This is a genomic window from Mesorhizobium sp. M0815 (genome assembly GCF_040319995.1).
Lineage (GTDB): Bacteria > Pseudomonadota > Alphaproteobacteria > Rhizobiales > Rhizobiaceae > Mesorhizobium.
The window spans coordinates 14442-27291 of the sequence record NZ_JAMYOU010000047.1; the positions used below are offsets into that span (position 1 = coordinate 14442).

A 12850-nucleotide genomic window follows, 5' to 3' on the forward strand; every position below is an offset into this window, starting at 1 on the left:
GGCGTCCAGTTTGCCTAGGGTTCTTGGAAGCTTTTCGAACTTTCTGTTTTACTCCTCCACCCGAATTCCGCGTTCTTATTAAAGAGATTGGGACGTCCGGTGACGCTGTGGGACAACTTTGATCGTCGGAAACGTTAATTCGCCATCGGGAGTTCGCGTCGGGAGAGCGCATCGCGAGACACACTATCGACGAGGCAATCTTTTGCTAGCGGAGGCGCGCGGCTTAGTCGAAAATCTTACAGTTTTGGGTCAGAAACGAACGCCCTCTCACAGTCTGGAAACCTCTGCTGAGTGCATCGCTTAATTGCAACCGACTACCCGCGGTGAACTCGGTCAGTTCTTCGGCAAGGAGGTCAGCCGCGATACGATCGGACTCTTCGTGGGCTTGGCTTCATCGCCGCTGGTCCGGGCAGTCCACAGCCCAGAGCGCCTTATACCTACATGACGACGAAAGAGTTCCTGTCGTATTTGGCTTCAATGAAGGCGCTCGAGTATGCAGGCTTGCTTAGCAAGGAAAGCTGTTGGCAGGCATCCCTATCACGACGGGCGCCTGTCAAGATGACGACGGCTCGATCTAGCCAGCCAACTGCAGCTAGTTCTCGCCGATGATAAGCACGCCATAGTTCAGCAGCCGGATGTCGAAATGGACGAAGGTGCCGATCTCAATCTGGCTTGGTTTTCCGTCCTCCAAAACCACGTCGTAGAGGGGTTGTATACCGTCGCGTCGCTTCAAGGGATCCTGTGCCTGGTTGGCGCCTGCACCTGGCGGTAACAGCCAATAAAGATGGAATGCGTTGTCGACGAATCCGACACGAGCAACGTTCTTCGGAGAGACATCCCGGATGCGCTTCGAAGGTACAAGAATTTTGACTGGATCTCCGTCAAACTTTGTCCAGAAATCCGGTTTGGTCTTGAGTTTCGCAACCGAATGGAAGTTCGGAGCTCGCGTGATGAAGTGGTCGATGAACACGTCCTGATCGTCGCCATAGACCAGGTAAGCCATACCGTCTGGGTAGTCGGTGTCTGGCTGGAAGCGATGGAAATGGATCACACGATCGATCCGGACAGGTGTCGCCTCCTCGGGCAAACCCTTTACCACGACGCCGTCATCAGGGTGATCTAAGTCGGGATAGTACTCCACTGTGGACTGCGGAAGGTCCTTAGTCGTGCCGTTGGCTATGTCTAGGAGGGAAATATGGCTGTGGAAGATCTGAACACGCCGATCGTAGCCCCCGCCTTCAGCGCGCATGGCTTCATACGCGGCCACATGATCGGGATTGGCGAAGCTTCCCTGGAGGATGATCTGAAAGCAATGGCGCGGATCTGCAATCACCGGCGTGTGTGTCATGTAGAGCCGGCTACCACTTCGCCCCCCGGTCACGAAGCCATGCAGATGCCTGAGTCCGCCGTGACCGACATGGCCAGCATGACCGGCGTGTCCTGTGGCACTATCTCCACTGCCTTTTTGATCGATTGACGCGCCTTCCTTGACCGTGACAACGCCCTCCATTCCTTCATGAAACCGGCAAAGATAGGGATGATCACCGAGTTTATCGAAGAACACCGGGCTTGATGTTTCACCGGGCTGAAGAGCGCCCGGATTGAAATACACCTCGGCGGTTCGCTGGGTTTCGACTGCGTGCGGATACGGGTCGCGGTTGGTCCAAACTACATAGGTCTGCGGTGGGATGACCAGTGTTGGGAATGAGCTGTTTCGAATTTCTGCTATGACGGTTTTGGCCATGTCTTCCCCTTTCGATGAACCTTGCCCTAGGGGGGCAGGTGCTGCTTATTTGTTAGGCAACAGATTGCGCGGGTTTCCGGCTGTTTCCGGAAAGGTTGTCCGAGAAGTCTGGTTGTGCGGCGGAGAGAGCAGTCCCATAGAGTTCGCGCAAATGGCGTGCATCGTGTTCGAACCAGGCCCTCAGCCAGTCTCGGTAGGACGCTATGCCGTCGCTTTCGCGAACCTGCCCGCTAACGATTGTAGAGGCGACATGCGCGGCCATGATACCGGACATCAGAGCGCGCAGGACACCGTGCGAAGAAGCCGGGTCGAGCACCGCTGCGGCATCACCTGCGATGAAGTATCCGGGACCTGCGCAATTGGGAACAAACCTCCAGGTGACGTCCGCCCCCCTGATTGGTCCCTGCCAGTGAACGCCTCGGAGAGAGGGGGGGCAGCCTCGATCGTCACCGCCAGGTCGGAAGTTCATCCTAGTCCAATGAAACCGTCGTTTTCCTACTCTCGCGGTCCATAGCCAACCGCGGTCATTTCCAACAAGACTCGGCGGCGTCTCCTGGCAATCGTCATCGCCCACGCCGTATCCATAATAGGAGCGCAAGGGCGAAGACGCTTCCAGTTGTGCGAGACCCAAGGCTCTACGAAGCACGCCGCGCATCCCCGAAGCATCCACGACAAACCGGGCGCCCATCGGTCCAGGACACGCCCAGCCCTCTACGCGACCCCGCGAAAGAATCGGCATCTCTGTGGCTGCACTTGGCTGCCAGACGGTCACACCGAGCCTTCGTGCGCGATCTAACAGAATCGTATCGAACCGCTCGCGGCAAATCTGGTAGCCGCGCCATGGTCCGTCGGCATCGCTTCCAAAATCGGAGGAGAAGGTTTTGCCTCGCCAAGAAATTGTTTGGCCCTGATGGCGGATCTCGGCGTGCGCGGAAACCTCCGCAGAAACGCCGAGCTGGTCGAGGACGGACTCGATGCCCGGGTGCAGCGTCTCCCCTGGTCGGTGGCGAGGAAACGGAGACCGTTCGACTAGAGTGACGCACAGCCCGCATTGCGCCGCCCAGATTGCCGCCGCGCTACCGGCAGGGCCTCCACCCAGGATAAGGACGTCCGACGAAGCGCTCACCGCACCCTCCAGCGCTGTCAACGGCGCAGTTCATGAACCTTCCAGGATTTGTCTGGCAATTGATGGAGAACGATCGATGGATCAGCGAACAGAAGCACCGGGTCTACAAAAGGCACGAGAACTCGGTTGAATTTCACCTTGTTGGAGATCACTTTGCCGTCGTGCCTGAACATGACGAATCGATAGAGGTACGACCGGTTGACGCTGCGCCCGGTGACAGTCAAAGCCGCCTGCAGGTCGGGGTCCGTGTCCGTAGCCCGTTGAAATGAGAGTAGGGACCATTTGGCCTTGTCATTGCGGCTGGTTGCCTGCAAGGCCGCGTAGACGCGCGCCATCGCGATCGTCCTTCCGACATACTCCTCCTTTGAGGTCTGTCCGATGACGCTCATACTAAAGCCGTCCTTCAGGGCGACCTCCACATAGTCGCCATAGGCTAGCGAAGGATAATCAACAAGTTTCTTGGCTTCATCGACCACCGGACCCATGATGCCGTCCCAGGGTGGCGATCCGTCGATGCCGATGACGTCATCCGTTAGCGGAGTGGCGGTTGCATATCTTGTGACCGGCCCAAAGGTGCGGGTGATATCGGGCGCGACAGCTGGCCAGAATGAGCTAAGTGCCGCGCACAATTTGCTGTCTTCGACGAACGGCGATCCAAGGCCGTATGTGTTGAGGAACGTTGTTCCCGGGGACAAGCCCACGCCGGTGTCACTTGGGTCCGATTCTTGAGTTCGGTCATAGGAGACATCCCATCCCGGCGCGAACACGCCCGCGGCGCCATCCGGCAGGGTCGTCGCTCGTCCAGGCATTGAGCGATGCAGGCGGGCGAATTGACCCTGTCCAGACCCGAAAATGCCTACGATCGCGGTCATGGTATCATCATTCGCATCAAAACCGGCGCCCGAGAGTTCCAGGTTTGCGGCATACCGCTGGTCCGACAACGCCTCTGGCTTCCCCGGATTTTCAGGCCACAGAATATTGAGCAGGACCGGCGGAACCGACTGGTCGCTCCAGTTCATGAGATCTGACTGATTGACCTTAGGAAAGAAATCAGGTGTGGACACGATTGAATAAGCGGGAAGGCGGCGAGGGACCTCCAGTGCCAGCTCTTCGCATTCAACATCAATCCATCCGTCACCGGCGAAGTCGACGTAGTGGCGCGCATGATAGCCGCCCTTCGTGATCTTCTCGATGAGATCCTTGGACTGGTTGAGATCGGTCTCCTTTCCATTGCGATCGATCGCATGCCGGACGTGAAGATACTCCGGCGCCGCGCGTGCTCCGCTCGCTTTCAACTTAAGATTCAGGCTGGATTGGTAGATTGTCCAGGCCGAGCCTTCCGTGCTTTCGGGCACACGAAATGTCAGCGGCTTTCCTCGATACTGTGCCGGTTGCACCATCGGATTGTGGGGCGCGGGGCACAAGAGCCAGTTTCCGTTATCGCTGTCCGTCGAAAACGCCGCAATTCCGTCCGAGAAGATGAAGGGCGGCGCGCTAGTATCCTTCTCCGACCACCCAGCGTCGTGGCCGTTGGCCCCAAAGAAGAGATGCGCGCGCCTGATCTTTTCATTGACGTGATTTGCGGAGAGCCGGACAGCAATGCTGCGTCCGAGGACGCATTCCTGTCCATCGAAAAGCTTGTGAACCGGAATCCAGAAGTTGCGTTTTTCATCGGAGATGCTGCGCGCCTGCAGGGCAGGGGGCGCCGGAGGCGCTCCGGCGTCGAGTTCTCGAGTAGCTGACGCAGCGACCGGCTTGGGATCCTCCTCGAGAAACCGCATGGGCCCGTGGCTGCCTTTTTTGCCTGGCATCAGCGCGGCGATATAGGGGGCATAGCGACACGGCAAAACGCGAATAGCGTTTGGATCCTTCCCGAAAAACGGCAGATAGCCCCTGGCCTTTGGCAGATATTCTGCACCTGTGGTTCCAACGCGCGCTATGCCGCAGCGCGAGTAACACATGTCGGCATGTTTACGGTGAACGGTGTCGATGCCTGGCCGATATTCGACTGCAAACACAACGATGGCCAAATGAACACCACCAGTGCGTACGAACAGGTCCTCCATCGAAGGAGGCGCCACACCAAAGACGTAGTTCTCGATAAATTCGATCTCTGCCTGCGTCGGAAAATCAGTCAAAGGCACGTCTTGGCCATCTTTGCGATAGCTTACGACCCGGGGTGACGCAAATGCATGGAAGAGCAAACTTAGCGCTGGCTGACCCGGCTCGATGCCGCGGACTCCTTCCAGCGCGAAATCCTCGAAGCCGTCGGTGTTTCGGTCGACGCCGAGCGGCTTGGCTAGTTCCTCAGCAAGATTTTCCGCTTGGATATCAAGGCCGTGACAACTCATCATTTCCCGCCAGCCAGATCCAGCAAGGCGCTGGCAAGCATCACGGACTCGATCTATCAGGCGCGTTGGTGCCTTTCTTTCTGAATCAAACTCAGCGGAGAATGTCTTATACTGCGCTCCGGCCGGACCGCGGCCATCCGTTCCGCGCAAAAGCCAGTTCTCATTTCCCATAGCCAACCCCCTCAGATCAGCGCGATTTGCGCTGCCGCTTTTTATTTAGGCATGACTTCAGATGCCATAATGAATCCCCACACAGCTCCGCGAGTCAACTAGATTAATTAGTAAGGGGTGAAATTTCGTATTCTTGCAAAGCTTACAACGCAGTGTCGGCCCGCGTTTACCCCCCAGTTCGGGTCCCGTTCGGCTGGACCGAAACGGTGCAGGGACCGACCAGAACTCTATAGCTCTGCTTAACCACAGATTGTTCAGCAGCCGGCCAGCGGGTCTCTATGCAGTCAACCCCTGACTATCTCGGCTACCCCATAGAATTTAGTCCCTTTGCGAAGTGCAGATCTTAGGGGGAAAACCAACAAGCCTAGAAACATCAGCCATACCGGCGAAAGCACGGTTAGCTGTTCCGTAAGCTTGCTGCTCTCGAACTTCGTTGGGTTCAGACGCCTTTCGTTCTTGGTTCCCCACAAACCGCAGCTTTCCATTTGATGTGCCTACACCTCGGAATGCGCCGAGAGCTTGAAAACTGTCGATAGGCCGCACCTCTTGTGGTTTCCCATCAACATCAATTGAGAAATTTCCCTTAGCTTCAATCAGGCTGGCCGCTCCGTCAGGAATGTTTTGCATTGTTTCGCCGTCCATCCCGTCTACCCCGACCCAGCCGCTATGCTGCCGGTGGCCAGGCCAGGCTACGCCATCGAAGCCACAATTGAGGCTCGCAGAGGCGCGCAGCATAAACAGCATTTTTCTGGCCGAACGCCAGAAAAGGCTCAGAATTTGGCGCTGACGGAAGGGGTCATGCGTTCGAATCGCGTCGGGTGCGCCAGTTATTACAACTAGTTGTACGAAATAACGGTCCATCCGATTATTGGAATGTAACTTTCATGTAACCGAAGTTCTTAGACCGCAAAACTATCGGACCTCGGCTCCAGGCTTGTTCGTAGAGCGACCAGCTAGGCAATACTCATGACCGGAAGGTCGTCACGGTCTATAACTCTGTTTTGGGAGATTCTTCATGGCACGCCCACCAGCGCAGCCAGGTGAGGCGGTTGCGGATGCTGGCATCCGAGGTGTCGGTGTCGAGCCACCGTTCGCATGCCAGGTCAGCATGGAGACAGCATTAAAAATTGTCGACGTGCTCGAAAGGCATCCAGAGCAATGGATGCTCGATCTACTTCACTCCCTACAATACTGCCATTCTGGAAGTGCAGCCGCAGCGTAGCGAAACTGATCAGCGTTCAGACGCCCCGGCGCAAGCAGCGCCCCCCGCCGGGGGCGGTCGGTCCAGCATTCCGCCTGCGGCGGCGCTCTGCTGATGCTCCTACGGCCGCCCTGTTGAACCGGTTTCAGGGCCACGAACTTTCTCCAGCACCGAACCGACTTGGTCCCGCTGGCGGGCATTTCGGTGCTTCCGCCTTGTACGCCCTTGTTTGCTTTAGTCGGGAGAGAGGCGCGCGGCCCTCTCGAGTCTGCTTGTATAAAAAGCCGTTGCCCAGCCTTCGTCCGGCGACATTTCGATCTACGGTGGAATCCCACATCCCTTCGGATCCGTGTCCAACCAGGCGTCGGCCAGCGAACCTGCGGTCGTAATCGCTGCGGGGGGATGCGCTAGCCTTACGACCGCCGTGCATAATTTGTCGTCGCAGTTCAGGATCAGTACTTCGTCTGTTGCGGCGATAGCTTGATTATTCAGGCAAAGCCATGGACGACCGCCTACGACAATGTTTCTCTTGCGCATTGCGTCAGCAGTCACAGTTACGAGGGCGGCAAGGCTCGTGACGCCCAGGCCACTGCGCGGGGCATCAGCGACCTGTAAATTGTTGATTGCGTCTCCTCGATTAACATCGGTTACGAGATACTTGCCCATCAAGGGGGAGGTTGTCTCCGTTTCGAGATCGCCGGGTCGAAGCTGGTGGTTACGGCCAAAGTCCCTAGCAGCTTTTGGCTCCGGGGGAGAGGTGCGATGGTAGACCATGGCCCCGATAATGGCTACGGAGGCCACGTAAGCAAAGGCTAGCAGTAGTCGCGACACACTGACTCTGACCAACGCACTTTCCGACGCTCGCAGTTTCATTGGTCTGGCACCGCTCTAGGATTTTTGGTGTTCATAGGCGACCTTGATGTCTTGCTCGTCGAGCATGAGGGAGCGCGACGTCGCGGTCCATAGCTTTCGCTCTTCTGCAAGGGATGTCGGCATCGGCTGACGCAAAGCACCCAGCAGGTCGAACCGGCTGACATCTATGGCACCGCGAACTAGCTCCGCATAGTCGGCGAAACTTTCGTGCACCATCCACAGCCACGTCCGGATGGCGAGTGGTCCGAAGGCCACTAGACCTCCCAACGTGATCAGCGATTTCCCCCAAGCAGCTAAAATGAATAGCCAGGTTGCGCAGAACAGCGCCGTCAGCGTCAGGCACAGCACCGAAAAATCGACTTGAACCCTTGCCACCGAGAGTTTGTCTGTCAACTGGGTATCCTTGATGACGAGTTGCAGGCGCGGCCAAAAGAAATCGAAATTGAAGCCGTAGCGGGTATAGCAGTAGCTGCGTAGCGCGGCGACGTCGTTGCCGAGTTGGGTAGGCGCGAGCTCGGCCTTGCCATAGAGGCTCTGCTGAGTGTCTAAAGCTATGGCCTCCTGGCTCTGGGCAACGTTTATTGCATAAGGAGCCAGAACCTCGATAAATTCTTTTTGAGTTGCGCTTAGCCTCTTGGCCCAAGCAACAGCTGCGTCGCTTCTGTCTTCAAGAAACAGCACATCGGCACAATTGCGATGCAAGGCTCTGGACAGGGCCTTTGTCGTCTTGGTCAAATCGTCCTGTCTTATGGGCTGATTAAGGTAGAGCAGCGCCCAAAGCCTGCGTGTCTCGATCTCGGCGGCTGTGATGGCTGCGGTGTCCGCCACCACGCGCACCTTCGCCCCAGCTTCCCTTGCGTTGCCTAGTGCGTCTGCCAAGTCGTCTACTTTTGGAAGTGCGGCCCGCCTTTGGAAGAGGGCTTCGCGCAGTCGAATGAGCCTTTGGCGTTCCACCGAGCGGCGCAGGAAGAGCAATTCGGCGACTGGGGGCCACACCCCCTGTCCTTCCAACATCTTGGTAATTGGTCTGATGGCCGGCGATATGGTGAATGCCACCACAGCGACTGCGATCAGGAGGATAAGCAGGTCAATTAGGGTATCGCTCGCCGCCTTTTGATATTCTTCGAATAGGAAGTTGCGCACAGCCGGAAACTCGGCAGAAGCAAACAGAAGATTGGCTGCACAGAAGAGGAGCCAAGGAAAATATCTGGCAAGCAGAAATGATCGGCCAAGCCACGTGTCGATCTTGTCGAGAGCTTGACCGAACATAGTACCGGTTCCGCTAGGCTTCCACGAGGTCTCTACGGTGTGTCGGACATTTGCCACTAAGATCGTAGCTCTCGCCATCGACTGGGCATCGCCACTGGCGCCGAACAATGCGGTTCAGATCGAACAAATCGTCCGGCATCGCAAGAATGGCCACGTACCCTTCCGCCGAAGCCTGATAGGAAGGCGAGTCGAATGACGCCGCATCAGACTGCTGCACTACATAAGCCAGGCTGTCGGCATGGAAGACGCGGATGGCCGGTTGTCTGGGTCCCAGTTCCGACAACCTGACCGCAGGCATATTATGTAGCGGAACGAAACGGTCTCGATTCGCGACTGTCTGGAGATCTCTGGTGGTGGATAGCCAGAAACTCGTGCCGTCGTCGCGCAGGACAGCGGTCGCGTTGTGTCGCTTCGCTTGGTCGAGCGCTTCGCCTACCGGTGTAGAGTCCAAGACTACAGGAAGCTCCAGGAACGAGCCCGAGGTTTCCTCTTCGACATTGGGATCTTCTTTGAACTGGCGCTCTTCGTCTTCTTCCAAAGTGGGCATCTTAGGGCTCCGTTATGTCGGTATTTTCCACGATATAACCGATAACCATATCCAGCCTTTTGGATAGAAGCTTATCTGGGTCGAGCGTCGACCACCTGAAGGTGCGAGAGGGCATATCAAGCTTCAGATTCCGGGAAACGCCCAGCAGAAATTTCGAGACCTCATTTGCGTCGGTATAGCCACTTCGAGCGATATTCAAGGTGTCAATAAGACCGATTTTTTTGCCGTCGGCAGCAATCTGCATACGAACGGCAGTATCGATGGCAGCAACTTTGCTCATGAAGCATCCCTATATTGCTAAGTAAAAATATCACCAAAAAACATCAAATGTACAGGCTGACTCCACAGATTCAATTCCAAAATTACGAAGCCATTAGGTGTCAGACTCTCCCTGCAGCGACGATAGCAATCCAGGCAGAGGATCCGGTTGACTTGCGGCGACGTAATCGCGGCGGAGGATGTTGGTGCAAGAATCCCAAGGGTGGTGGTTTCCGGGCATTTTTGCTGTGACGAAGACCTTGACGATGGCAGCGGAGGAACGCGGTTGGCCGACGACAATGACTTGAATCTGATCCATATGACAGCGGATGTTGTATCGGCCTATGTGCGGAACAATCCGGTGCCGGTATCAGCGTTGCCCGATCTGATTGCGAGCGTGAACGCTGCGTTGTCGGGGGTTGTCCACGAGGCCAAGCAGCCAAGTCCCGAGCTGAAGCCTGCAGTCAATCCGAAGCGCTCGGTCTTCCCGGACTACTCGTCAGCCTCTAGCCTAGGACGGCCGAAAATACAAATCCCTCAAGAGGTACCTCGCGACCAGCCACGGCTTAACCCCGGATGAGTACCGGACCAAATGGGGTCTGCCGAAGGATTATCCGATGGTCGCTCCAAGCTATTCGGCGACCCGGTCGGCGCTCGCCAAGTCCCTCGGCCTGATGCGACGCTAAACGCAAGCCACGCTCGCCTAAGGGCTAGGCGAGGGGGTAACGGCCTTAAGGTCGCAAGTGCTCCCTCGTTACCCCTGCGCTGACGGCCATTCATTAGCCGCCCACCAGTGTGATGATGCTTGGGGCCGGTACATCTTTCGATGAACTTTGCAGGTTTAGGGCGTCGGTCAGGAGTTGCAGCACACGGCTGGAGCCATCCTTCAGGCCGGCAGGGTCACGGGCGATGCCATAGACTTGCCCCTTGTACCAAACGTTGATCAAATTGTTCGGCCGAAGGCCCTTGTCCAACTTGAAAACGGTATAAGGCTGGGTATTGCCGCCGTGCGGGATCTGGAACAAATTCTGGCCCGACCCTCCCATACCCCATTGGTTGCGCACCATCTGGCCCAGGTAGAAGATGGCTCCTTCAACGGAGCGTGTTCGGATATTAATCCTGTCATCGCTTTTCTTGGCCGTTTCGCTGCAATAATCAGAGGGATAAAGCTGGAAAAAAGTGTCATCCGCCAACTCGACGGTCTTCGATTTTGGCTCACCAGGCGCCGCACGAAAGCAGAAGCGGTAACCGGCTTCATGCTTGACGAGACGGACCTTGTTGCCGTTCTTTTCAAAGCTGGGCGCGCCAGCGGGCGCGTTGATTAGAGCAGCTAAAACTGCTTCCTTACTCGCTTCGGCCCGGGTGAGGTCAGTACTGACCGGCGTGGTGCTGGAAGTTTTCTCGCTGTCCAGGTTGTTGAAAGCGAGCTGATTGACAGCCGAATAGAACGCATTCCAGTCGTTGTAAGACTCTGGGTTGTTTTGGATGACCTTCGTTTTCCCATTTTGGGTGACTTCAATGCCTGAAACAAAGAGGTTCATAACCACTCGCGGGTCGAACCCTTCGCTTATCCAAGATAGGATCAGCTGCTTGGGAATTGGCTTTTGAATCCCCTGGTAGAAATCTTGGGTGCTTATGTTTTGCACCGCGAAGGTGTTACCGACCGTGCTTGATGCATTGAAAGTGCTGGTAATGGTCTGAAGTGGGAGAGCTCCGGTCCCGCCCCGGAAGGGAAACGGCACGCCTGCGCCAACCGAGCCCGATACGCTTCCCGTACCGGCGGTCGAGCTAAGTTCGGTGAACTGAAGCGGCTCTGCATAGGCGGCCCTAACAATGTTCGTAAGGATGCTATCGCTTTTCGCATCCGCCGCCTGTTGGTTGAAGCTCGTGGCTCTGGGACTGACGGCATCTACGGCGGCGCATCCTGAGACCAAGAGCGCAATTGCAGCGTAAGAAGCTGCACACCAAAGCTTATTTGAATTTGACGCCATTGTGTTTCCCCATCCTAGTTGACACTTGAACGGCATCAGTATCAATTGAAGTCGATCGGCATTCAAGCTGGCTAGTTTGATGGCGTATACTTTTCTTGGTAGCCAAGATCGTGCTTGCCGGTCGATCTACATGGCTATTTTTTGGGAGGGAGGGATACGGTGGCCGATCGATCCAAGTTTTCAGCTAAAGCAATGTTCGACGAGCTCGACAAAGGCCCGCAATACACCTTGACCGGCATGGTCAAAGCAGACCCGAACAAGCCTAACGTTGTTCTTTTCGCCGACCTTGGTGACTGTAGTCACTGGTTGGAGATCGACGAGAAGCTCATTTCCGAGTTCGAGCGCCACGGATCGGCACCTTGCGATAACCACAGCCATCCCGTGGTGACGTTGCATTTGAAGCACCCGACGAACACCGACCAACAATTGTTCGCGAAGGCGACGCCGCGGATCTCGAATTACATAGCTATGGCGGCTGATCGGAGCGGCGGTGGACCGGCGACTCCCTGCATCTTCAGGCACGGTCAGTGGGTTTGCCCATAGGCGGCACCGGGCGCGCCAGCGCGGGAGACTTGCAACCAATCGGTTTCGGGAAGAGGGCAAGATGCGTCGGTTCATTGCTTCTGTGCCGCTGGCTGTGCTCCTGGGCACGCCGGCGAGGGCCTGGGGGGCCTGAAGGCCACTCGATCGTTGCCATGGTGGCCGAATCCAGGTTGTCGCCAGCGGCGAAGGCAAAGGTGCGAGGTATTTTTTTCGGCGCCCCGTTGGTGACGGCAGCGATCTTTGCAGATGATTACCGTCCGTCCTACCAAGATGCCGAGGCATTTGATCGTGCAGACGCACTCAAGCGATTTGGTGCATTTTGATGGAGATATCCACCAACCGTTCCACACATTGAGCGCACCACACGGCAAGTCGGACGATGGCGGCAACGGGTAAAGGTCACGTTCTTTGGCGACGGCGACGCCAACCTTCATGGAGTGTGGGATAGCGGTTTGATAGTCCATTCGAAGCTGACGGCGAGGACTACAACAGGCATTGCCCGTAGGAGCACTGGGGAGAAATATCTGGTGACGCCGGCAACCGACACAGCACGGTCAACCGCTGACGCCTGAAACAGCGTCATAAGTTTCGCTATGGAACATGCCGTATCGTATTGGTTTCATTAAAATTGTTTTGGAAAAATGGCGAATTAGTGAGATCTCGGCTTATATACTTACGCAATCTTGTCATCCGTAAGCGGGCAGCTGAGGCCGTTCAGCGCTGGTAATTCCATGGCATGAGGGCGTCGATATCGCTGTTTGGCCAGCCATTGGCAA

The 12850-nt window shown here is 56.3% G+C and carries 10 protein-coding genes and 2 pseudogenes; 4 read left to right on the forward strand and 8 right to left on the reverse strand.

Annotation, left to right across the window (positions count from 1 at the left end; genetic code table 11):
• Positions 1–307 precede the first annotated feature (307 nt).
• Positions 308–609, forward strand: a pseudogene (locus NKI01_RS29075) (hypothetical protein); the annotation flags it as partial.
• On the opposite strand, the gene NKI01_RS29080 reads toward NKI01_RS29075, so the two are convergent.
• The 7 genes from NKI01_RS29080 to NKI01_RS29110 form a co-directional block, all read right to left on the reverse strand.
• Positions 593–1744, reverse strand: coding sequence for a cupredoxin domain-containing protein (locus tag NKI01_RS29080; protein ID WP_352965558.1), 1152 nt, complete (start codon positions 1742–1744; stop codon positions 593–595). The pseudogene NKI01_RS29075 and the gene NKI01_RS29080 sit on opposite strands and share 17 nt — an antisense overlap.
• A gap of 52 nt (positions 1745–1796) precedes the next feature.
• Entirely contained in the window at positions 1797–2870 is a 1074-nt protein-coding gene (locus NKI01_RS29085) for an NAD(P)/FAD-dependent oxidoreductase (RefSeq protein ID WP_352965560.1), read from the reverse strand.
• Between the two features lie 17 nt (positions 2871–2887).
• Positions 2888–5392, reverse strand: coding sequence for a hypothetical protein (locus NKI01_RS29090; protein ID WP_352965562.1), 2505 nt, complete (start codon positions 5390–5392; stop codon positions 2888–2890).
• Between the two features lie 318 nt (positions 5393–5710).
• Positions 5711–6253: a hypothetical protein gene (locus tag NKI01_RS29095; RefSeq protein ID WP_352965566.1), complete on the reverse strand. Its 543-nt coding sequence runs from the start codon at positions 6251–6253 to the stop codon at positions 5711–5713.
• Between the two features lie 1228 nt (positions 6254–7481).
• Positions 7482–8735, reverse strand: coding sequence for a hypothetical protein (locus tag NKI01_RS29100; protein ID WP_352965568.1), 1254 nt, complete (start codon positions 8733–8735; stop codon positions 7482–7484).
• A 13-nt stretch (positions 8736–8748) separates the two neighbouring features.
• Positions 8749–9282, reverse strand: a complete 534-nt coding sequence (locus tag NKI01_RS29105) for a hypothetical protein (protein ID WP_352965570.1) — start codon at positions 9280–9282, stop codon at positions 8749–8751.
• 1 nt (position 9283) lies between these two features.
• Positions 9284–9562 (reverse strand): hypothetical protein, encoded by a 279-nt coding sequence (locus NKI01_RS29110; protein ID WP_352965572.1) that lies wholly within the window; start codon positions 9560–9562, stop codon positions 9284–9286.
• A gap of 297 nt (positions 9563–9859) precedes the next feature.
• Between NKI01_RS29110 and NKI01_RS29115 the strand changes: the two are divergent.
• Positions 9860–10226, forward strand: a pseudogene (locus NKI01_RS29115) (Ros/MucR family transcriptional regulator).
• A gap of 93 nt (positions 10227–10319) precedes the next feature.
• On the opposite strand, the gene NKI01_RS29120 reads toward NKI01_RS29115, so the two are convergent.
• The gene (locus tag NKI01_RS29120; protein WP_352965574.1) at positions 10320–11531 is read right to left on the reverse strand and encodes a hypothetical protein; all 1212 of its coding nucleotides are present in this window, start codon (positions 11529–11531) and stop codon (positions 10320–10322) included.
• A 159-nt stretch (positions 11532–11690) separates the two neighbouring features.
• On the opposite strand from NKI01_RS29120, the gene NKI01_RS29125 reads away from it, so the two are divergent.
• Together NKI01_RS29125 and NKI01_RS29130 are read left to right on the forward strand one after the other, a co-directional pair.
• Complete coding sequence (locus tag NKI01_RS29125) at positions 11691–12074, forward strand: hypothetical protein (protein WP_352965576.1); 384 nt, start codon at positions 11691–11693, stop codon at positions 12072–12074.
• 152 nt (positions 12075–12226) lie between these two features.
• On the forward strand, positions 12227–12397 hold the full coding sequence (locus tag NKI01_RS29130; RefSeq protein ID WP_352965578.1) for a hypothetical protein: 171 nt from the start codon (positions 12227–12229) through the stop codon (positions 12395–12397).
• The last annotated feature ends 453 nt before the right edge of the window (positions 12398–12850 follow it).